At 74.2% G+C, this 21236-nt stretch carries 21 protein-coding genes; 19 read left to right on the forward strand and 2 right to left on the reverse strand.

Features of this window, described 5'->3' with window-relative positions; genetic code table 11:
- Nucleotides 1-32: 32 nt before the first annotated feature.
- The 4 genes from O2W18_RS19635 to aspS all read left to right on the forward strand — a co-directional run bounded on the left by O2W18_RS19635 (nucleotide 33) and on the right by aspS (nucleotide 4831).
- The gene (locus O2W18_RS19635; RefSeq protein WP_269189108.1) at nucleotides 33-716 is read left to right on the forward strand and encodes an MBL fold metallo-hydrolase; all 684 of its coding nucleotides are present in this window, start codon (nucleotides 33-35) and stop codon (nucleotides 714-716) included.
- Complete coding sequence (hisS, locus tag O2W18_RS19640) at nucleotides 716-1981, forward strand: histidine--tRNA ligase (protein WP_269189109.1); 1266 nt, start codon at nucleotides 716-718, stop codon at nucleotides 1979-1981. The genes O2W18_RS19635 and hisS overlap by 1 nt, the downstream gene beginning before the upstream one ends.
- The gene (locus O2W18_RS19645) at nucleotides 1978-2991 is read left to right on the forward strand and encodes an aldo/keto reductase (RefSeq protein ID WP_269189110.1); all 1014 of its coding nucleotides are present in this window, start codon (nucleotides 1978-1980) and stop codon (nucleotides 2989-2991) included. The genes hisS and O2W18_RS19645 overlap by 4 nt, the downstream gene beginning before the upstream one ends.
- A gap of 61 nt (nucleotides 2992-3052) precedes the next feature.
- Nucleotides 3053-4831, forward strand: a complete 1779-nt coding sequence (aspS, locus tag O2W18_RS19650) for an aspartate--tRNA ligase (RefSeq protein WP_269189111.1) — start codon at nucleotides 3053-3055, stop codon at nucleotides 4829-4831.
- Between the two features lie 64 nt (nucleotides 4832-4895).
- Here the strand turns inward: aspS and O2W18_RS19655 are convergent, their stop codons facing one another.
- Together O2W18_RS19655 and O2W18_RS19660 are read right to left on the reverse strand one after the other, a co-directional pair.
- Nucleotides 4896-5765 (reverse strand): DUF559 domain-containing protein, encoded by an 870-nt coding sequence (locus O2W18_RS19655; RefSeq protein ID WP_269189112.1) that lies wholly within the window; start codon nucleotides 5763-5765, stop codon nucleotides 4896-4898.
- Nucleotides 5766-5965: 200 nt separating this feature from the next.
- The gene (locus O2W18_RS19660) at nucleotides 5966-6823 is read right to left on the reverse strand and encodes an aldo/keto reductase (RefSeq protein WP_269189113.1); all 858 of its coding nucleotides are present in this window, start codon (nucleotides 6821-6823) and stop codon (nucleotides 5966-5968) included.
- Between the two features lie 34 nt (nucleotides 6824-6857).
- Between O2W18_RS19660 and O2W18_RS19665 the strand changes: the two genes are divergently transcribed.
- The 15 genes from O2W18_RS19665 (at nucleotide 6858) to nusB (ending at nucleotide 21166) form a co-directional block, all read left to right on the forward strand.
- Nucleotides 6858-8192 (forward strand): replication-associated recombination protein A, encoded by a 1335-nt coding sequence (locus O2W18_RS19665; RefSeq protein ID WP_269189114.1) that lies wholly within the window; start codon nucleotides 6858-6860, stop codon nucleotides 8190-8192.
- 104 nt (nucleotides 8193-8296) lie between these two features.
- A complete protein-coding gene (locus tag O2W18_RS19670) occupies nucleotides 8297-8722 on the forward strand; it encodes a DUF948 domain-containing protein (RefSeq protein ID WP_269189115.1) in 426 nt (141 codons plus the stop codon).
- Nucleotides 8722-9018 carry a hypothetical protein gene (locus O2W18_RS19675; RefSeq protein ID WP_269189116.1) on the forward strand — a complete coding sequence of 99 codons (297 nt, stop codon included), beginning with the start codon at nucleotides 8722-8724 and terminating at the stop codon, nucleotides 9016-9018. Before O2W18_RS19670 ends, O2W18_RS19675 begins: the two co-directional genes overlap by 1 nt.
- Nucleotides 9019-9077: 59 nt before the next feature.
- Complete coding sequence (gene alaS / locus O2W18_RS19680; RefSeq protein WP_269189117.1) at nucleotides 9078-11747, forward strand: alanine--tRNA ligase; 2670 nt, start codon at nucleotides 9078-9080, stop codon at nucleotides 11745-11747.
- Nucleotides 11748-11905: 158 nt separating this feature from the next.
- Nucleotides 11906-12310 (forward strand): Holliday junction resolvase RuvX, encoded by a 405-nt coding sequence (gene ruvX, locus O2W18_RS19685; protein WP_442929154.1) that lies wholly within the window; start codon nucleotides 11906-11908, stop codon nucleotides 12308-12310.
- Nucleotides 12307-14370 (forward strand): endolytic transglycosylase MltG, encoded by a 2064-nt coding sequence (mltG, locus tag O2W18_RS19690; protein WP_269189118.1) that lies wholly within the window; start codon nucleotides 12307-12309, stop codon nucleotides 14368-14370. The genes ruvX and mltG overlap by 4 nt, the downstream gene beginning before the upstream one ends.
- A gap of 28 nt (nucleotides 14371-14398) precedes the next feature.
- Complete coding sequence (locus O2W18_RS19695) at nucleotides 14399-15190, forward strand: shikimate dehydrogenase (protein WP_269189119.1); 792 nt, start codon at nucleotides 14399-14401, stop codon at nucleotides 15188-15190.
- 10 nt (nucleotides 15191-15200) lie between these two features.
- Nucleotides 15201-15869 carry a prepilin peptidase gene (locus O2W18_RS19700; protein ID WP_269189120.1) on the forward strand — a complete coding sequence of 223 codons (669 nt, stop codon included), beginning with the start codon at nucleotides 15201-15203 and terminating at the stop codon, nucleotides 15867-15869.
- Nucleotides 15870-15904: 35 nt separating this feature from the next.
- Complete coding sequence (aroC, locus tag O2W18_RS19705; RefSeq protein WP_269189121.1) at nucleotides 15905-17083, forward strand: chorismate synthase; 1179 nt, start codon at nucleotides 15905-15907, stop codon at nucleotides 17081-17083.
- A complete protein-coding gene (locus tag O2W18_RS19710; RefSeq protein WP_269189122.1) occupies nucleotides 17080-17610 on the forward strand; it encodes a shikimate kinase in 531 nt (176 codons plus the stop codon). Before aroC ends, O2W18_RS19710 begins: the two co-directional genes overlap by 4 nt.
- The gene (gene aroB / locus O2W18_RS19715) at nucleotides 17607-18671 is read left to right on the forward strand and encodes a 3-dehydroquinate synthase (protein WP_269189123.1); all 1065 of its coding nucleotides are present in this window, start codon (nucleotides 17607-17609) and stop codon (nucleotides 18669-18671) included. Before O2W18_RS19710 ends, aroB begins: the two co-directional genes overlap by 4 nt.
- Nucleotides 18668-19102 (forward strand): type II 3-dehydroquinate dehydratase, encoded by a 435-nt coding sequence (aroQ, locus tag O2W18_RS19720; protein WP_036335050.1) that lies wholly within the window; start codon nucleotides 18668-18670, stop codon nucleotides 19100-19102. Before aroB ends, aroQ begins: the two co-directional genes overlap by 4 nt.
- The gene (locus O2W18_RS19725; protein ID WP_269189124.1) at nucleotides 19099-20196 is read left to right on the forward strand and encodes an aminopeptidase P family protein; all 1098 of its coding nucleotides are present in this window, start codon (nucleotides 19099-19101) and stop codon (nucleotides 20194-20196) included. Before aroQ ends, O2W18_RS19725 begins: the two co-directional genes overlap by 4 nt.
- Entirely contained in the window at nucleotides 20197-20757 is a 561-nt protein-coding gene (efp, locus tag O2W18_RS19730; protein ID WP_269156862.1) for an elongation factor P, read from the forward strand.
- A gap of 4 nt (nucleotides 20758-20761) precedes the next feature.
- On the forward strand, nucleotides 20762-21166 hold the full coding sequence (nusB, locus tag O2W18_RS19735; protein ID WP_269189125.1) for a transcription antitermination factor NusB: 405 nt from the start codon (nucleotides 20762-20764) through the stop codon (nucleotides 21164-21166).
- The last annotated feature ends 70 nt before the right edge of the window (nucleotides 21167-21236 follow it).

The raw sequence follows: 21236 nt of genomic DNA on the forward strand, positions 1-21236 counted from the left end.
CTGGGCGGATCTCGCCCGCGTAGCCTGCACGGGTGCTCATCCGCTCCTTCCCCGCCGGCGCGTTCGGCACCAACTGCTACGCCGTCGCCCCGGGGCCCGGGCAGGAGTGCGTCGTCGTCGACCCGGGGATGGACGCGGTCGAGCCGCTGGCCCGGATGCTGGCCGACGACGGGCTCAAGCCGGTCGCGGTCGTGCTGACCCACGGCCACCTCGACCACACCTTCTCCGTGCTGCCGGTCTGCTCCGGCTACGACATCCCCGCCTACCTGCACCCCGAGGACGCCGGCATGCTGTCGGACCCGGCGCGCTGGCACGGTCCCCAGCTCGCCCCGCTGATCACCGGCGTGCAGCTCCCGGACCCCGCCGACGTCCTGCCGCTGGCCGACGGGGAGACGATCTCACTGGCCGGCGTGGACCTGACCGTGCGGCACGCGCCGGGCCACACCCGGGGCTCGGTGGTCTTCTCGCTGGACCTGGGAGAGGCCCCCGGCCTGCTCGCCGGTGACGTGCTCTTCGCCGGTTCCGTCGGCCGGGTCGACCTCCCCGGCGGCTCCTGGGACGACATGCTCGGCTCGTTGCGTGACGTCGTCCTGCCGCTGGACGACGAGACCGTCGTCCTCCCCGGGCACGGGCCGGCCACCACGATCGGGCGCGAACGCGCCAGCAACCCGTACCTCGCCGAAGCGGCGAGCTCACCCAAGGGACGAGGTCTCTGATGAGCGAGCCCATGCGGGCTCCGAAGGGCACGTTCGACACGCTGCCCCCCGACTCGGCGCAGTTCCTCGCCGTCCGGGACACCCTGACCGCGCCGCTGCGGCGGGCGGGCTACGGCTACATCGAGACCCCGACGTTCGAGGACACCGCCGTCTTCTCCCGGGGGGTGGGGGAGTCCACCGACGTCGTCTCCAAGGAGATGTACACCTTCACCGACCGCGGTGGCCGGTCGCTGACGCTGCGCCCCGAGCTCACCGCCGGGCTGATGCGGTCGTTCATCGAGCACCGGCTCTACGCCGGTGCCCTGCCGGTGAAGCTGTGGGCGGTCGGGTCGGCGTTCCGCTACGAGCGCCCGCAGGCCGGCCGATACCGGCACTTCACCCAGGTCGACTGCGAGGCCCTCGGCGTCGACGACCCGGCGCTGGACGCGGAGATCGTGGCCTTGGGGGTGCAGGGCTTCCGGGATCTGGGCCTGCGCGACTTCGAGCTGCTGCTGACCTCGCTGGGGGACGCCACCTGCCGCCCGCAGTACCGCGAGCTGCTGGTCGAGTTCCTCGCGAAGCTGGACCTGGACTCCGACACCCGGCGCCGGGCGGAGATCAACCCGCTGCGGGTCCTCGACGACAAGCGCCCCGAGGTGCAGGCCCAGCTGGACGACGCCCCGCTGATGGTCGACCACCTCTCCGACTCCACCAAGGCCCACTACGACGCCGTCCGGGAGCACCTCACCGACCTCGGCGTCAGCTGGACCGAGGCGCCCCGGCTGGTCCGCGGGCTGGACTACTACACGAAGACGACGTTCGAGTTCGTGCACTCCGGGCTCGGCTCCCAGTCGGCGATCGGGGGCGGGGGCCGCTACGACGGGCTGTCCGCGGCTCTCGGCGGGCCCGACCTCTCCGGCATCGGCTACGCCGTCGGCGTCGACCGCACGCTGCTGGCGGTGCAGGCCGAGGGGCTGGACGTCGCGACGTCGTCCGGCGTGCAGGCCTTCGTCGTCCCGCTGGGCGCGGAGGCCAAGCGGCTCGCGGTGAAGCTCGTCGGGCAGCTGCGGGAGGCCGGGGTCTCCGCCGACACCGTCTACGGCGACCGCGGGCTTAAGGGCGCGATGAAGGCCGCCGACCGGTCCGGCGCCTCGCACGCGGTGGTGCTCGGTGACCGCGACCTGGCCGAGGGGGTGGCCCAGCTGCGCGACCTGCGGTCGCACGAGCAGGTCGCCGTCCCCCTGGCCGAGCTGTTCGACCGGGTGCGTGCGACGGTGGGCGCATGACCGCGACACCCACCGCCAGCACCCCGCTCGAGACCCGGCCCCTGGGCCGCACCGGCGCCGACGTCTCCGTCGTCGGCCTGGGCACCTGGCAGCTGGGCGGTGACTGGGGGAACGTCTCGGAGGACGATGCCGCCGCCGTCCTCGACGCCGCGCTGGACGCCGGCGTCACGCTGCTGGACACCGCCGACGTCTACGGCGACGGCCGCTCCGAGGAGCGCATCCGCAAGGCGCTGGCCGCCCGGGGCGAGCGCCCCTTCGTGGCCACCAAGGCCGGCCGCCGCGCCGACCCGTTCGCCGCGGAGACCTACACCCCGGAGAACCTGCGCGCCTGGATCGACCGGAGCCGCCGCAACCTCGGCGTCGACACCCTGGACCTGGTGCAGCTGCACTGCCCGCCGCCGGCCGTCTACTCCGACGAGCGGGTCTACGAGACCCTCGACGCACTGGTCGAGGAGCAGGCGATCGCGGCCTACGGCGTCTCGGTCGAGACCGTCGCCGAGGGCCTGACCGCCCTGCAGCACCCGGGCGTGCAGTCGATCCAGGTGATCCTCAACGTCTTCCGGCGCAAGCCGCTGGAGCAGCTGCTGCCCGCCGCCCAGCGCGCCGAGGTCGGCATCCTGGCCCGGGTCCCGCTGGCCAGCGGTCTGCTGTCGGGGAAGTACTCCACCGACACCACCTTCGCCGCCGACGACCACCGGAACTTCAACCGCAACGGTGAGGCCTTCGACGTCGGCGAGACCTTCGCCGGGGTGCCCTTCGAGGTCGGTGTCGCCGCCGCCCGTGAGGTCGCCGAGATCGCCGGCCCCGACGTCACCACCGCGGCCTTCGCGCTGCGCTGGGTCATCGACCAGCCGGGCGTCACCACCGTCATCCCGGGCGCGCGCAACGTGCAGCAGGCACTGGGCAACGTCGCCGCCGCCTCCCTGCCGTCGCTCAGCGCCGGCCAGCTCGCCGACCTCGAGCGGTTGTACGACGAGCGCATCCGCGGCCACGTGCACGACCGCTGGTGACCCGCACCTCCTGACACCCGCACGTCCTACAGACAGCGCACCTCCTGAGAAAGGCACTCCCTTGCTCCGCACCCACGACGCCGGCACGCTCCGCGCGACCGACGCCGGTTCCACGGTCACCCTCGCCGGCTGGGTCGCCCGCCGGCGCGACCACGGCGGGGTCGTCTTCCTCGACCTGCGCGACGCCTCGGGCTACGCCCAGGTCGTCGTCCGCGAGGAGGAGGCGCACGCGCTGCGGAACGAGTACTGCGTGCTCGTGACCGGCGACGTCCAGCGGCGTCCGGCCGGCAACGAGAACCCCGACCTGCCGACGGGTGAGATCGAGGTCGTCGCCAGCACGCTGCAGGTCCTCTCGGCGTCCGCGCCGCTGCCGTTCCCGATCGAGACGGCGCAGGCCGCCGGCGACGACGTCCGGTACGCCCACCGCTACCTGGACCTGCGCCGCCAGGGGCCGGCGTCGGTGCTGCGGCTGCGCAGCGAGGTCAACCGGATCGCCCGGGGGGTGATGGCCGGCCACGGGTTCGTCGAGGTGGAGACGCCGTCGCTGACCCGATCCACCCCCGAGGGCGCCCGGGACTTCGTCGTCCCGGTGCGGCTGCAGCCGGGGCACTGGTACGCCCTGCCGCAGTCCCCGCAGCTGTTCAAGCAGCTGCTGATGATCGGCGGCCTGGAGCGGTACTACCAGATCGCCCGGTGCTTCCGGGACGAGGACTTCCGCGCCGACCGGCAGCCGGAGTTCACCCAGCTGGACTTCGAGATGAGCTTCGTCGACCGCGACGACGTGCTCGCGATCGCCGAGGACGTCATCCGGGCGCTGTGGCAGGAGCTGGCCTCCTACACCGTGCCGGAGATCCCGCGGATGACCTACCGGGAGGCGATGGACCGGTTCGGCTCCGACAAGCCCGACCTGCGCTTCGGCATCGAGCTGACCGAGCTGACCAGCTACTTCGCCGAGACCCCGTTCCGGGTCTTCCAGGCGCCCTACGTGGGCGCGATCGTGATGCCCGGTGGCGGTTCGCAGCCACGGCGGGCGTTCGACGCATGGCAGGACTGGGCCCGCTCGCGCGGCCACAAGGGCCTGGCGTACGTGACGATCGCCGAGGACGGCACGCTCGGTGGCCCGGTGTCGAAGAACATCTCCGAGTCCGAGCGGGCCGGCCTGGTCGAGGCCGTCGGTGCGAAGCCGGGGGACTGCGTCTTCTTCGCTGCCGGCCCCCGCCGTGGCGCGCAGGAGCTGCTCGGGGCCGCGCGCAACGAGATCGCCAAGCGGCTGGAGCTCATCGAGCCGGGTTCGTGGTCGTTCCTGTTCGTCGTCGACTTCCCGATGTTCGAGGAGACCGAGGACGGCGACTGGACCTTCATGCACCACCCGTTCACCTCGCCCACCCCGGAGTGGCGCGAGCGGTTCGCCGAGGAGAAGGGCGCGGCGCTCTCCGACGCCTACGACCTGGTCTGCAACGGCAACGAGCTGATGAGCGGTTCGGTCCGGATCGCCGACGCCGCGCTGCAGGAGCGGGTGTTCCAGACCCTGGGCATGACCCAGGAGGAGGCCCGGGCACAGTTCGGCTGGTTCCTGGAGGCCTTCGACTACGGGCCCCCGCCGCACGCCGGTGCAGCCATCGGCTGGGACCGCACCGTGGCGCTGCTGGCCGGCGTCGACTCGATCCGCGAGGTCATCGCCTTCCCGAAGACCGGGGCCGGCTTCGACCCGCTGACCGGCGCCCCCACGCCGATCACCGCAGCCCAGCGCACCGAGGCCGGCATCGACGTCGACCCCGACGCCGAGCCGGCCCCCGGCGAGCCCGGCGCCCCCGGCCCGACCGACCCCTCGAAGAAGTGACCCTTCGTTGATCATCGGCGAGTGGTTGCTCGCACCGGCGTGTCGGGCAGCCACTCGCCGATGATCAACACTGCTGTGGGCGCCAGCCACGGCTGAGCAGGGCGCGGCGGGTCCGGTCGACGACCACGTGCGGCCGGAGCAGGTGCGTCCGCGCGAACCGGAGCACCAGCCACCCGTCCGCGGCCATCAGCGAGTACCGGTCGACATCCCGGGCGAACTGCTCCGGGTCGGCGTGCTGCCGTCCCTCGTACTCGAGCAGCAGCTTCCACTCGCGGTACCCCAGGTCGCCGTGCGCCACCTCGCGGCCCCGTCGGTCGGTCACCGGAACCTGGGGTTCGGGGTCGGGCAAGTCGCTGACGACCAGCCAGTACCGCATCACGCTCTCCGGTCGGGACTGGGCCAGCGGGCTGAGCAGCGGTGCGCAGGCGCGGGCCCGCACCACGCCGCGCACCCGGTCGGCGCGCCTGAGCCGCGCCTCGAGGCGTTCCTCGTCCAGGTGGCCGGCTCGCAGCAGGGCGTCCCCCACGGCCACCAGTTCCTGGGGTGGGAGGACGGCAGACACGTCCAGGAAGGTCTGTGCTCCGGAGGTGACCCGGAGGCCCCGGTCCACGACCACGTCCTCGGCCTCCAGATGTCGACCGTGCACGACCAGTCCGGCGTGCTGGGGGAGCACCCGGCGCGGGGTCAGCGCGACATGGGGGCGAGGAGGCGCCGGTGTCGGCGCGCCGAGCAGAGCAGCGGCCGTCTGGTGGCTGAACGCGGCGTCCGCCGGCAGCACGGTGGCCAGCAGCCCCAGTCTCGCGCGTTCGTCGATGGCGTCCTCGAGGCGCACCACCACCCCGTGTGCCAGTCGGACGAAGGACGGTCCGCGTAGAACCGACCGGCTGAGGCCGGCGGAACGTGCAGTCGCTGTAGTGAAGAGCTGCGGTGTCATGCTCGGCACCGTCGGCGCTGCGCCCGGTCAACGGGAGTGCCTCAGAGCATCTGTGGACCCGTCGCGATCCTGTGGACGGCGCCCTTCTGGTGGGTGCTCATCGTGATCATCGGCGTCTGGCTGGTCGACACGCCGAGGTCAGCAGCCAGTTGCCGATGATCAACGAGGTATCAGGCTCAGGCTCAGGCTGAGGTTGAAGGTCAGGCGGCGTTGAGGCGGGCTAGGTGCTCGGGGGGCAGGTGCAGTTCGGATCCCGCAGCCGAATCGGTGATCGACTCCGCGCGCGAGGCACCGGGGATGGGCAGGACGACGTCGGCCTGGGCCAGGTGCCAGGCCACCGTCACCCGGTACACCGACACCCCCAGCTCATCGGCGACGGCGGCGAACTCCGCGGCCGTCGAGCCCAGCGACTTGGCCGCCGACACCCCGCCGAACGGGCTCCACGGCAGGAAGGCCAGCCCGTGCTCCGCGCAGTGCGCCAGCTCGTCGGCCGAGGAGCGCCAGCCGGGGGAGAACTGGTTCTGCACGCTGACCAGCGCATCGCCCACGATCTCCCGGGCCGCGTCGACCTGGCCGACGTCGGCGTTGGAGATCCCGGCCAGCTGCACCAGCCCGTCGTCCACCAGTCCGCGGAGCGCCCCCATCGACTCCTCCCACGGTGTCGCCGGGTCGGGCCGGTGGAACTGGTAGAGCCCGATCGCCTCGACGCCCAGCCGGCGCAGCGAGGCCTCGCAGGCCCGGCGCAGGTAGTCCGGTGAGCCGTCGAGGCCCCACTCGGCGCCCTGCCGGGTGTGCCCGCCCTTGGTCGCCACCAGCACGTCGTCCACCCGGCCGTAGGAGGCCAGCGCGCGGGCGACCAGCTCCTCGTTGTGGCCGAAGTCCGCGTCTGTCTGCGAGTAGGCGTCCGCGGTGTCGATCAGCGTGACGCCGGCGTCGAGCGCGGCGTGCACCACGGCCACGGCCTCGTCCGGCGAGGGGCGCGGGTCCTTGGTGGACAGGGGCATCGCCCCCAGCCCCACTGCGCTGACGGTCCTGTTCCCGATGCGTCGCTTCTGCATGGGACCGTCGTGCCCCGCGGGTAGCGTCGCAACCGTGACCTCCCTGTTCGACCCCGATCCCGAGGAGGGTCCACCGGCGGTCGACCCGGGTGCTCCCCTGGCTGTCCGGATGCGGCCGCAGTCGCTGGACGAGGTGGTCGGCCAGCAGCACCTGCTCGGCCCGCGCGCCCCGCTGCGCCGGCTGGTCGAGGCCGACGAGCCGATGTCCCTGGTGCTCTACGGCCCGCCCGGTACCGGGAAGACGACGCTGGCGCACGTCATCTCGCTGGCCACCCAGCGCTCCTTCGTCCAGCTGTCCGCGCTGGACTCCGGGGTCAAGGAGGTCCGCGCGGTCATCGCGAACGCCAAGCGCGAGCTGACGCACGCCGGCCGGCGCACCGTGCTGTTCATCGACGAGGTGCACCGCTTCTCCAAGACCCAGCAGGACTCGCTGCTGTCCGCCGTCGAGGACCGGATCGTCAGCCTGATCGCCGCCACCACGGAGAACCCGTTCTTCTCCGTGGTGAGCCCGCTGCTGTCCCGCAGCCTGGTGCTGGCGCTGCAGTCACTGGACGACGAGGACGTGCGCACCGTGTTGCGCCGGGCGCTGACCAGCGAGCGCGGCCTGGACGGCGCGGTGACGCTGACCTCCGAGGCCGAGGAGCACCTGTTGCGGGTCGCCGGCGGCGACGCCCGCAAGGCGCTGACCGCGCTGGAGAGCGGCGCCGGGGCGGCCCGGGCGGCCGGCTCCGACGTCCTGGACCTGGCCACCCTGGAGACGGCGGTCGCCCAGGCGGCGGTGCGCTACGACCGCTCCGGCGACCAGCACTACGACATCGCCAGCGCGCTGATCAAGAGCATCCGGGGCAGTGACGTCGACGCGGCGCTGCACTACCTGGCGCGGATGGTGGAGGCGGGGGAGGACCCGCGCTTCATCGCCCGCCGGCTGGTGATCTCCGCGAGCGAGGACATCGGCATGGCCGACCCGACTGCGCTGCTCACCGCGGTCGCCGCCGCCGACGCGGTCGCCTTCATCGGCATGCCGGAGGGGCACTTCCCGCTGGCGCACGCCGTCGTCCACCTGGCCACGGCGCCGAAGTCCAACGCGATCACCACGGCGATGGGGGAGTCGGTCGCCGACGTGCGCGCCGGGCTGGCCGGGCCGGTGCCGCCCGGGCTGCGCGACGCCCACTACGCGGGAGCGAAGAAGCTCGGGCACGGCGGGACCTACGTCTACCCGCACGCCCACCCCGACGGCGTCGTCCCGCAGCAGTACCCGCCCGATGCGCTGGTCGGGCGGGACTACTACCGGCCGACCGGGCGCGGGGTCGAGGCGCAGATCGGCGCGCGGCTGGCCAAGCTGCGGGCGATCGTCCGGCGTCGCAGCTGACGCTCCCCGGCGCTGGCGGTCGGGTCGGGGCCCCGGCGGCTAGTGTTGCGCGACCGGTGGCCACTCACCGGGAACGTGCACGAGACGACGAAGGGGACCCTCGAGTGTCCGCAGGAGAGATCGCCGGGCTCATCGCCGCCGGCGCGTTGGTGCTGCTCGTGATCCTGGTGGCGGTGCCGCTGCTCAAGCTCGGGCGGACGCTCGACGAGACCACGCTGACCATCCGCCAGGTCCGGGAGCAGAGCCAGCCGATCCTGAGCCAGGCGTCGACGACGGTCACGCACGTCAACGCCAACCTCGAGCGGGTCGACGACATCACCGGCAACGCCGCGAACGTCTCCAGCAACGTCGCCGCCCTCACCAGCGTGTTCGCCGCCACCCTCGGCAGCCCGCTGATCAAGGTCGCCGCGTTCAGCTACGGGGTCCGCAGTGCCGCCCGCAAGAAGCGGGAGGGCCAGGCCGTCGCCGACGCCCAGCGGACCGCCCGTGAGGACCGTCGCGACCGGCGCGCAGCCCGGCGGGCCGCCTGATGCGCCGGCTGTTCTGGCTCGCCATGGGGATCACCATCGGTGCCCTCGTCGTCCGCAAGCTGACCCAGACGGCGGAGAAGCTGACCCCGCAGAGCCTGGCCGGCAACCTCGCCGACGGGCTGCGCGAGCTGGCCGACGCGATCGGCGACTTCGGTGCCGACGTCCGCGCCGCGGCCGCGCTCCGGGAGGACGAGCTGCGCGCCGGCACGGGCCTCGACGCCCCACTGCCCGACAGCAGCCAGGTCTCCCTGTCGGAGGCGCTGCCCCGCCGCGGCGCCCACGCCGCGGACAGCTGAGCCATCCCCTCCGGGCGCCGCGCGCGCCCACCCCGCGCTGAAGGACCGAGACCACCCGCATGCAGACCGCCGAGATCCGCCGCCGCTTCCTGGAGCACTTCGAGAAGCGCGGGCACACCGTCGTCCCCAGCGCCTCGCTGGTGTCGCCGGACCCCTCACTGCTGTTCACCGTCGCCGGGATGGTGCCGTTCATCCCGTACCTGACCGGTCGTGAGCCGGCGCCCTACCCGCGCGCGACGAGCGTGCAGAAGTGCGTGCGCACCCTCGACATCGAGGAGGTGGGCAAGACCACCCGGCACGGCACGTTCTTCCAGATGAACGGCAACTTCTCCTTCGGCGACTACTTCAAGGCCGAGGCGATCGCCTTCGCCTGGGAGCTGGTCACCGGTGCGGTGGCCGACGGCGGCCTGGGCCTGGACCCGGAGCGGATCTGGCCGACCGTCTACCTCGACGACGACGAGGCGTTCGACGCCTGGCGGGCCTACGTCCCGGCCGAGCGCATCCAGCGCCGCGGCAAGGACGACAACTACTGGTCCACCGGTGCCGCCGGCCCGGCCGGGCCCTGCTCGGAGATCCACTACGACCGCGGCCCCGCGTACGGCCCGGACGGCGGGCCGGAGGGCGATCCCACCGGCGACCGGTTCCTGGAGATCTGGAACCTGGTCTTCATGCAGTACGAGCGGGGCCCGGGGGAGGGCAAGGAGTTCCCGATCCTCGGCGAGCTGCCGAAGAAGAACATCGACACCGGCATGGGCCTGGAGCGGGTGGCCTTCCTGCTGCAGGGCGTCGACAACATGTACGAGATCGACCAGGTCGCGCCGGTGCTGCACCGGGCCGCGGAGCTCGCCGGCGTGCGCTACGGCGCCGACCACGAGGCCGACGTCCGGCTGCGGGTGGTCGCCGACCACGTGCGCAGCGGCCTGATGCTCATCGGCGACGGCGTGACCCCGGGCAACGAGGGGCGCGGCTACATCCTGCGCCGGCTGCTGCGCCGGGCGGTCCGCTCGATGAAGCTGCTCGGGGTCGAGGAGGCGACGCTGCCGGAGCTGCTGCCGGTCTCCCGCGACGCGATGAGCCCCAGCTACCCCGAGCTGGCCACCGACTTCGCGCGCATCGCCGGGATCGCCTACGCCGAGGAGGAGGCGTTCCGCCGCACCCTCACCGCCGGGACGGCGCTGTTCGACACCGCCGTCGGCCAGGCGAAGAGGGCCGGCACCCCGGCGCTGTCGGGTGAGCAGGCCTTCTCGCTGCACGACACCTACGGCTTCCCGATCGACGTGACCCTGGAGATGGCGGCCGAGCAGGGCGTCAGCGTCGACGAGGAGGGCTTCCGGGCCCTGATGAAGGAGCAGCGGGACCGGGCACGGGCCGACGCGCGCGCCAAGCGCACCGGCGCGGTCGACGTGCTGGCCTACCGGCGGCTGCTGGCCGAGCACGGGCCCACCGACTGGCGGGCCTACGACACGCTGCACACCGACTCCCGGGTCCTCGGCGTGGTCGACGAGTCCGACACCGACGGGGAGCCGGTCGTCGGTCCGGGCTCGGTCACCCGGGTCGTGCTGGACCGCACGCCGTTCTACGCCGAGTCCGGTGGTCAGGTCGCCGACGCCGGCGAGCTGACCTGGGACGGCGGCCGGGCCGAGGTCATCGACGTGCAGCGCCCGGTCAAGGGCCTGGTCGCCCACCAGGTGCGGGTGCTGGAGGGTGAGCTCCGGGCAGGCACCGAGCTCACCGCCCAGGTCGACCGCGAGTGGCGGCTCTCGGCCTGCCAGGCGCACTCCGGCACGCACGTGCTGCACGCGGCGCTGCGCCAGGTGCTCGGCCCGCAGGCGCTGCAGTCCGGGTCCTACAACCGGCCCGGCCACCTGCGGCTGGACTTCGCCTGGCAGGGCGCGCTGTCCGCGCAGCAGCGGATCGACGTCGAGGACGTCGCCAACGCCGCAGTCCGGGCCGACCACGGGGTCCGCGCGCTCTACATGACGCTGCCGGAGGCGCGGGAGTTCGGGGCGCTCGCGCTGTTCGGGGAGACCTACGGCGAGCAGGTCCGCGTCGTGGAGATCGGCGGCGAGTGGTCGCGGGAGCTCTGCGGTGGCACCCACGTGCACGGCAGCGCCCAGATCGGCACCCTGGCGCTGACCGGTGAGAGCTCGGTCGGCTCCGGTTCCCGGCGGGTGGAGGCCGCCGTGGGCCTGGAGGGCTTCCGGTACCTGGCTCGTGAGCGCGACCTCGTCCGTCAGCTCGCCGACCTGCTGAAGACGCCGCAGGACGGCGTCGCCGACCGGGTGAGCAGCATGCTGGAGCGGCTGCGGGAGGCCGACAAGGAGCTGGCCGACCTGCGCGCCCGGCAGACCCTGGCCGCCGCCGGCGACCTGGCGGCCGGCGCCCGCGAGCTCGGCGGCGTCGCCGTCGTGACCGGTGCACCGGCGGGGCTGTCCGGTGGCGACCTGCGCAGCCTCGCCCTGGACGTGCGCGGCCGGCTCGGTGATCGGCCGGCGGCCGTGTTGCTGGCCTCGGCCGCGGACGGCAAGGTGGCGCTGGTGGCCACCGTCAACCCGGCGGCCCAGCAGCAGGGCCTGTCGGCGAGTGACCTGCTGCGGGCAGCGGCGCCGGCCGTGGGTGGTCGCGGTGGTGGCAAGGCCGACGTGGCGCAGGGTGGCGGGACCGATCCCGCCGGCATCCCCGCGGCCCTGGCGGCCGTCGAGCAGATGATCGGAGCGGCCACGACGTGAGCGGGGCGTCCGACGGACCCGGTGGCGGGCCGGTGGCGGGGGAGACCAGCCGGTCCGCCCCTCCGCCGGCGCCGGCGGCCGCCCCGCCGGACGATGCCCCGCCGGCCTGGGTGCCCGGTCGGCGACTGGGCGTCGACGTCGGGACCGTGCGGGTCGGGGTGGCCCTCTCCGACGCCACCGGCATGCTCGCCAGCCCGCTCGAGACGGTCCGGCGGGCGAAGGACCAACGCGACCTGGACCACCTCGCTGAGCTGGTTGTGACACACGAGGTGGTCGAGGTGGTTGTGGGGTTGCCAAAGCACCTCTCCGGAGCGTCGGGCGCATCGGCAAGAGATGCCAGTGCATACGCTGAAGCCCTGGCCAGTCGCATCGGGAACGTCCCGGTGCACCTCGTCGACGAGAGGCTCTCCACGGTGACCGCAGCGAGTCATCTGCGCGCCGGTGGCATCGATGCCCGCCGCCAGCGCTCGGTGATCGACCAAGCGGCTGCGGTGGTCATCCTGCAGAGCCATCTCGACGAGCGACGACGCACTGGCCCCGACCTCAGGGGGCGCCACTCGTGACGGACCCGACCCAGCCGCACGCCCGCGGTCGCCACTCCCAGGCCGACGCCGACGCCGGCGCCGGTCGCCCGGCCGCCGAGCTGCTGGCCGCGTGGGCGGGCGCTGCGACCCTGCAGCTCCCCGACGACGACGCGACCCTGCGCCCGCGCCGGCGCCGCCGGTACGTGGCCGACACCGACGCCCGGGCCCGCTCGGCGGGCGGTGGCGTCGACGTGGCGGACGTGGAGATCACCGGCCTGGCCGCCCCCGGCATCGCCGACGCGGGCCTCGCCGCCGCCGGCCTCGACGTGAGCGCCTTCGACCTCGGCCGGCGGACCACCAGCCCGGCGGCCCCAGAGCTCCGTCGGAGCCCGGGTGGGAGCGTTCCGGGCCCAGCAGCCCGGGAGGTGACCGTCCCGCAGACCGCCGAGATGCCGGCCGCCCCGCCGGCCGTCCCGAGTCTCGGGGCGACCGCGCACGGGACCGGCCCGGCAGCCGGACGGCGGGTCCCGGCCCCCCGGCCCGCTGCCGAGCCCACCACCGCCGACCACGTCCGCGCGGACCGGTTCGCCGACGCCGGGACAGACCCTGGTTGGCTGTCGGCATCCAGCCGTCCCGTCCCCGGGACGGCCGGATCGTCGCCGGTCCCGGCGAACGGGCCCTCCGGTGCACTCGCCGGGCTCGTCACCGGACCGGGCGACGCCGGGGTGCGCACCGCATCTCGGGACATGCCCGTCGAGGAGCCGGCGACCGTGGTGCACGCCGCACTGCCCGCCGACGACCTCGACCCGGACGAGGAGCGCTGGCGGATGGTCTCCGAGCGGCACGGGAGCGACGAGGGCGACGAGGGCGACCTCGATCCCACCCATCTCGACCCCCACGACGACGGCGCATCAGCGGCCCATGCGTCCCCCGAGACCGGCGGCCTCGACGTCATCGGTGGCGGTGACCGCGAGCACCACGACGAGTACTACGACGTCGACGCTGACGACCACGACGCAGCCGCCCCCGGCGGCGGGACCGGCGGAGGCCGGGGCGGGCGCCGACGCCGCGGTCCGGTGGTGGTCGGCCTCTCCCTGGTGGTGCTCGCCGCACTCTTGGCGGGGATCTTCCTCGGCGGCAAGGCCCTCTGGGAGCGGGTGAACCCGGTGGCCGAGGACTACGCCGGCGCCGGCACCGGCGAGGTCGACGTCCGCGTCGAGTCCGGTGACTCGCTGCGGGCCATCGGCGACACCCTGGTGGAGGCCGGCGTCATCGCCTCGGTGCCGCCGTTCACCGAGGCCGCGGAGGCCAACCCGGCCGCGACCGGCATCCAGCCCGGCGTCTACCGCCTGCGCGAAGAGATGTCCGGCCAGGCCGCACTGGACCTGCTGCTGGACCCGGCGTCCCGGCAGGTCACCCGGGTGACCCTCCCGGAGGGCCTGCGGGTCAGCCAGGTGCTGCAGCGGCTGGCCGACGAGGGCGGGCTGCCGCTCGCCGACCTCGAGGCCGCCGCCGCCGACCCCGCGCAGCTGGGGCTGCCGGCCTACGCCAACGGCTCGCTGGAGGGCTTCCTCTTCCCGGCCACCTACGACATCGAGCCGGGCCAGACGGCCGTCGACGTGCTCAGCAGGATGGTGGCGCGCACCGATCAGGTGCTCACCGACCTGCAGGTCCCGGTCGACCAGCGGCTCGCGACGCTCACCGAGGCCAGCATCGTCCAGGCCGAGGCCGGCACCCCGGAGGACATGGGCAAGGTGGCCCGGGTGATCGAGAACCGGTTGATGGACGGCATGCGGCTGCAGATGGACAGCACCGTCAACTACGCCAGCGGCGAGACCGGGCTCCTCACCACCCCGGAGGACCGGGCCAACCCCTCGCCGTACAACACCTACGCGAACGCCGGCCTGCCGCCGGGCCCCATCGGCAACCCCGGGGAGGCGGCGTTGCGTGCGGTCCAGTCGCCGACCGAGGGACCCTGGCGGTTCTTCGTGCTGACCAACCCGGAGACCGGCGAGTCGGCCTTCGCGGAGACGGCCGAGGAGCACCAGCGGAACGTGCTGGTGTTCCAGCAGTGGCTGCGGGACAACCCGGGCAATTGACGCAGCGTCACGACCCGGTCCGGCCGGCATGAGGGCAGCCGTCCTCGGCCGGCCGGTCGGGCACTCCCTCTCACCCCGGCTGCACCGGGCCGCCTACGCCGCACTCGGCCTGGACGACTGGAGCTACGACGCCCTGGACGTCGGGGCCGAGGACCTGCCGGTGCTGCTGGCCGGGCTCGGCCCGGAGTGGCGCGGGTTCTCGGTGACCATGCCGTGCAAGCAGGCGGCGGTGGCGGTCGCCGACGACGTCGACCAGCTGCCGCGGCTGCTCGGCGCGGCGAACACCCTGCTGCGCACCGACGCCGGCTGGCGCGCGGAGAACACCGACGTCGCCGGGGTGGGGATGGCCCTCCAGCTGGGCGGTGTCGAGGAGGTCGAGCACGCCGCCGTCCTCGGGGCCGGGGGGACGGCGGCCGCAGCGGCCACCGCGCTCGCCTCCCTCGGCGCCCAGCAGGTGGACGTCGTGGTCCGGGAGCCCGCCCGCGCCGCCGACCTGCTCCGGGTGCTGGCCGCCCTCGGGGTGAGCGCCGACGTCCAGCGGCTGGACCGCACCGGGGCGGTCACCGCGCCGGTGGTGGTGAGCACGGTCCCCGCCGGCGGCCAGGCCGCCGTCGCCGACCTCGCCTGGCGGCGCGGACAGACGGTGCTGGACGTGCTCTACGCAGGCTGGCCGACCCCGCTCGCCCAGCGCGTGCAGGCCGCCGGCGGGCGGACCATCAGCGGCCTGGAGGTGCTCTTCTGGCAGGCCACCGCCCAGGTCGAGCTGATGACCGGCCGGCCGGCGCCGATCGAGGCCATGCGCGCCGCGCTGGACGCCTGACCACACCCAGGTGACCGGGGTGCTCATCGGGGCCGCCGCCGTCCTGGGCCTGCTGCTCGGCCCGTGGCTGGCGGCCCTCACGGTGCGGCTCGCCGAGCGCGACCGGGCGGCGCGTGCGTCGTCCCGGCGGGTGGTGGTCACGGCGGTCGGCACCGCGGTGGCGCTCGCCGCTGCCCCCGCGGTGGCCGGTCTGCGACCGGCCACCGTCGCGTTCGCCTGGTTCGGGGCGGCCGCGGTGGTGCTGGCCGGGGTCGACCTGGCCCGGCACCGGCTGCCCGACCGGGTCATCTTCCCGGCGGTCGCGGCCTGTGCCCTAGCCCTGCTCGTGGACGCCGCCGTGCTGGGCACCTGGCCCGCGCTGGCCCGGGGGGTCGTCGCCGCAGCGGGGGTCGCCGGCCTGGGCACCCTCGCGCGGCTGGTCCAGCCTGGCGGTCTCGGCGGCGGCGACGTCAAGCTGCTCGGCCTGCTCGCTCTCCTCCTGGGCTGGATGGGCTGGAGCGTGCTGCTGGCGGGGGTGCTGGCCGGGTTCGTCCTCGGCGCGCTGGGGTCGCTGCTGCTCATCGCCCTGGGCCGGGCCGGCTGGCGCACGGCCGTGGCCTTCGGCCCGCCCTTGCTGGTGGGCGCCTACGTCGCCCTGGCGCTGGCCGCCGCCATGCCCATGCCGATGCCCATGCCGTGACGGGAGGTGCTCCGTCGACTGGCAGAATCGCCGGCATGTTGCGCTGGTTGACCGCAGGTGAGTCGCACGGTCAACAGCTCACCGCCATCCTGGAGGGGCTGCCCGCCGGGGTGCGGGTGCAGACCACCGACCTCGACGCCCAGCTCTCCCGCCGCCGCCTCGGCCACGGCCGCAGTGCGCGGATGAGCTTCGAGGAGGACGTCGTCACCCTCACCGGCGGCGTCCGGCACGGGGTGACCCAGGGCGGGCCGATCGCCGTCCAGGTCGGCAACACCGAGTGGCCGAAGTGGCAGAGCGTGATGGCCGCGGACCCGGTTGACCCCGAGGTGCTGGAGGGGCAGGCGCGCAACGCCCCGCTCACCCGCCCACGCCCCGGTCACGCCGACCTCGCCGGCATGCAGAAGTACGGCTTCGACGACGTCCGCCCCGTGCTGGAGCGGGCGAGCGCTCGGGAGACCGCCGCGCGCGTCGCGCTGGGCACCGTGGCGCAGGCTTTCCTGCACCAGGTGCTCGAGGTGCGGGTGGTCAGCCACGTGGTCGCGATCGGGCCGGTCGCCGTCCCCGACGGGGTGCTGCCCGGGCCGGAGGACAACCCGCGGCTGGACGAGGACCCGGTGCGCTGTGCCGACCCGGCCACCAGTGCGCGGATGACCGCCGAGATCGACGACGCCCGCCGGTCCGGCGACACCCTGGGCGGGGTGATCGAGGTCGTCGTCCACGGCCTGCCGCCGGGCCTGGGGAGTCACGTGCACTGGGACCGCCGGCTGGACTCCCGGCTGGCCGGGGCGCTGATGGGGGTGCAGTCGGTCAAGGCCGTCGAGGTGGGTGACGGGCTGGAGACCGCCCGCCGGCGCGGCTCGGTCGCCCACGACGAGATCGACGTGGACGGCGACCAGCTGTCCCGGCGCACCGACCGGGCCGGCGGCATCGAGGGCGGCATGACCAACGGCGAGGTGCTGCGGGTCCGCGCCGCGATGAAGCCGATCAGCACCGTGCCGCGTGCGCTGGCCACGATCGACACCGCCACCGGCGAGGCCGCGGTCGCGATCAACCAGCGCAGCGACGCCTGTGCCGTGCCGCGCGGCAGCGTGGTCATGGAGGCGATGGTCGCGCTGGTGCTCGCCGATGCGGTGCTGGAGAAGTTCGGCGGGGACTCGGTGCCGGAGACCCGCCGGAACGTGCAGGGCTATCTCGACGCCCTGACCTACCGGTGACCGGCCCCGCGCTGGTCGTGGTGGGGCCGCCCGCGTCGGGCAAGACGACGGTGGGCGCAGCGGTCGCCCGGGCCCTCGACCTGCCGTTCCGGGACACCGACGCCGACGTGGAGGCGCAGACCGGGACCACGGTGGCCGACCTCTTCGTGCAGCAGGGGGAGCCGCACTTCCGGGCGCTGGAGGAGCAGGCCGTGGCCCGCGCGCTCACCGAGCACGACGGCGTCCTGGCCCTCGGCGGCGGCGCGGTCACCAGCGCGGCCACCCGCGAGCGGCTGGTCGCCCACGGGCGGGCCGGCGGCGCGGTCGTCTGGCTGGACGTCGACGTCACCTCGGCGGCCAAGCGGGTCGGGCTCTCCCGGGACCGGCCGCTGCTGGCGGTGAACCCACGCGCCATGCTGCGGACCATGCTCGAGACCCGCGCCCCGCTCTACGCCGAGGTCGCCACCGCGACCGTCGTCACCTCCGCCCGTCCGGTCGAGGACGTGGTGGCCGACGTGCTCACCGCCGTCGGGGCGGGCACCCCGTGACCGCCCAGCGGATCACCGTCGGCGGCGACCGGCCCTACGACGTGCTCATCGGCCCGGGGGTGCAGGCCCAGCTGGGGCTGGTGCTCGACGGCACCGCCCGCGCCGCCGTGGTGCACAGCCGCGCGCTGGCCGGGGCGGCCGGTGCCGCGGTCGAGACGCTGCAGCAGGCCGGGGTCGCCGCCGAGGCGGTCGTCGTCCCCGACGGCGAGGCCGCCAAGACCGCCGAGGTCGCCGCCGGCGCCTGGGAGGAGTTCGGCCGGCTGGGGCTCACCCGGTCCGACGCCGTGGTCGGCGTCGGCGGGGGAGCGGTCACCGACCTGGCCGGCTTCCTGGCCGCCACCTGGACCCGCGGCATCCGGGTGGTGCAGGTGCCCACCAGCCTGCTGGCCATGGTCGACGCCGCGGTCGGGGGCAAGACCGGCATCAACACCGCGGCCGGCAAGAACCTGGTCGGGGCCTTCCACCCACCGGCGGCGGTGCTGGCCGACACGGATGCGCTGGCCGGGCTGTCCGAGGCGGAGTTCCGCTCCGGGCTGGCCGAGGTGGTCAAGTGCGGCTTCATCGCCGACGGACGCGTCCTGGAGCTGCTGGCGGCCGACCCGACCGGCCGCGCGGACACCGCCGAGCTGATCGCGCGGGCCGTGCAGGTCAAGGCCGACGCCGTGGCCGACGACCTCTACGACACCGGCCGCCGGGAGTTCCTCAACTACGGCCACACCCTCGCCCACGCCATCGAGCGGGTCGAGGACTTCGGCTGGCGGCACGGCGAGGCGGTGGCGGTCGGGCTGGTGTTCGCCGCCGAGCTGGCCTGCCGGGCCGGACGGCTGTCCCGCGCCGACGCCGACCGGCACCGCGAGCTGATCGCCGCCATGGGGCTGCCCACCACCTACCGGGGCGACTGGGCCCAGCTGCAGTCGGTGATGCGGGTGGACAAGAAGGCCCGCGGTGCCTCGCTGCGCTTCGTCGTCCTCGACGGGCTGGGCGCGCCGGCCATCCTGACCGACCCCGACCAGGCCTGGCTGGACGCCGCCTGGGCAGCCGTGAACGGAGACCGTGCATGACGATCCAGGTGCTCAACGGCGCCAACCTCGGCCGGCTCGGCACCCGCGAGCCCGAGGTCTACGGCACGACCACCCACGCCGAGCTGGTGCAGCTGATCGAGGCCGCCGCCGCCGAGCTGGGGCTGGACGTCGTCGTCCGGCAGACCGACTCCGAGGGCGAGCTGCTCGGCTGGGTGCACGACGCGACCGACGCCGGCGACCCGGTGGTGATCAACCCCGGCGGGTGGTCGCACACCTCGGTGGTCCTCCGGGACGCGCTCGCGGCGGTTCCCGCCCCGGTGGTGGAGGTGCACATCAGCAACGTGCACACCCGCGAGCCGTTCCGGCACCACTCCTACGTATCGGCCGTGGCCGACGGGGTGATCGTCGGGCTCGGGGTGCAGGGGTACGAGCTGGCGCTGCGCCACCTGGCCGCCCGGGGAGCCCGGTGACCCGCCCCGAGGCCGGCCGCCGGGACCGGCTGCGCGCCGCTGCAGCGGCCGCCGGGCTGGACGCCGTCCTGGTCACGGACCTGCTCAACGTCCGCTACCTGACCGGCTTCACCGGCTCCAACGGTGCACTCCTGCTCCGCACGGACGGCGGGGACCTCTTCGGCACCGACGGCCGGTACACCACGCAGGCCGGCACCCAGGTGCCCGACGTGGAGCTGCTGGTCGACCGGGCCACGATGCCCGCCCTGGCCCGGGCCGCCCGCACCGGCGGTGCGACCCGGCTGGGCTTCGAGTCCCACGTGGTGACCGTCGACGAGCTGCACGGCCTGGAGCGGCTGCTCGGTGAGGACGGCGCCGCGGTGGAGCTGATGAGCATCCGCCGGGCGGTGGAGGCGCTGCGCGCGGTCAAGGACGAGGGCGAGATCGAGGCGCTGCGGCGGGCCTGCGCGGTCGCCGACGCGGCGCTGGCCGAGCTGGCCGCCGAGGGGGCCCTGCGTCCCGGGCGCACCGAGCTGCAGGTGGGCCGGGAACTGGACGCCCGGATGCTCGCGCTGGGTGCCGAGGCGCCGAGCTTCGAGACGATCGTGGCGACCGGGGCGAACTCCGCCATCCCGCACCACCGGCCCGACTCCACCGAGCTGACCGAAGGCGACTTCCTGAAGCTGGACTTCGGGGCGACCGTCGACGGCTACCACTCCGACATGACCCGCACCCTGGTGCTGGGGCACGCGGCGGACTGGCAGCGCGAGGTGTACGAGCTGGTCGCTGCCTCGCAAGCGGCCGGCCGGGCGGCGCTGGCGGTCGGCGCGGAGGTGACCGCAGTGGACGCCGCGGCCCGGGACGTCATCGTCGCTGCCGGGCACGGCGAGCACTTCACCCACGGTCTGGGGCACGGGGTCGGCCTGGAGATCCACGAGGCTCCGGGCATCTCGGCACTGGGCGCAGGTACCCTGGCCGCTGGCATGGCCGTCACCGTGGAGCCAGGGGTGTACCTGCCCGGCCACGGCGGTGTCCGGATCGAGGACACCTTGATCGTCACGGACGACGAGCCCGAGTTGTTGACCCTCACGAGCAAGGAACTGCTGGTCCTCTAGATGGCTACCACCAACGACCTCAAGAACGGCACCGTCCTCAACCTGGACGGCCAGCTGTGGACCGTGACCGACTTCCAGCACGTGAAGCCGGGCAAGGGCGGCGCCTTCGTGCGCACCACCCTGAAGAACGTGCTCTCCGGCAAGGTCGTCGACCGGACGTTCAACGCCGGCCTGAAGATCGAGACGGCCAACGTCGACAAGCGGTCGATGACGTTCCTCTACGCCGACGGCACCGACTACGTCTTCATGGACGGCGACACCTTCGAGCAGATCTACGTCCCCGCCACGACCCTCGGGGACGGTGCGAACTACCTGCTGGAGAACACCGAGGTCACGGTGGCGGTGCACAACGAGACCCCGCTGTACGTCGAGCTGCCGGTGACCATGGAGCTGGTCGTGCAGCACACCGACCCGGGCCTGCAGGGCGACCGCTCCACCGGCGGCACGAAGCCGGCGACCCTGGAGACCGGTGCGGAGGTCCAGGTCCCGCTGTTCATCACCACCGGCGAGAAGCTGAAGATCGACACCCGCGACGGTCGCTACCTCGGCCGGGTCAGCTGACCTCGTGGCAGCCCGCACCAAGGCGCGCAAGCGCGCGGTCGACGTCCTCTACGAGGCCGACCTGCGCTCCAGCGACCCGCTCACGGTCCTGCGGGACCGCATCGCCGACGGCAACCCGCCGGTGCCCGAGCACGCCGTCCGGCTGGTCGAGGGCGCTGTCGCGCAGCAGGCCCGGATCGACGAGCTGATCGAGGAGCACGCCTCCGGCTGGTCGCTGGACCGGCTCCCCGACGTCGACCGGGCGATCCTGCGGATGGCCGTCTTCGAGCTGCTGTGGGTCGAGGACGTCCCCGACGCGGTGGTCATCGACGAGGCGGTGGAGCTGGCCAAGGCGCTGTCCACCGACGACTCGCCGGCCTACGTCAACGGCGTCCTCGGTGGCATCGTCCGCGCCGAGATCCCCACCTGATGAAGGGCCCCGTTGCCCCCCACCACTCGCAGGCTCGCGGCGGGGCCCTGCAACGGGGCCACTGACGCCG

The organism is Modestobacter sp. VKM Ac-2983 (genome assembly GCF_026967885.1).
Classification (GTDB): domain Bacteria; phylum Actinomycetota; class Actinomycetes; order Mycobacteriales; family Geodermatophilaceae; genus Modestobacter.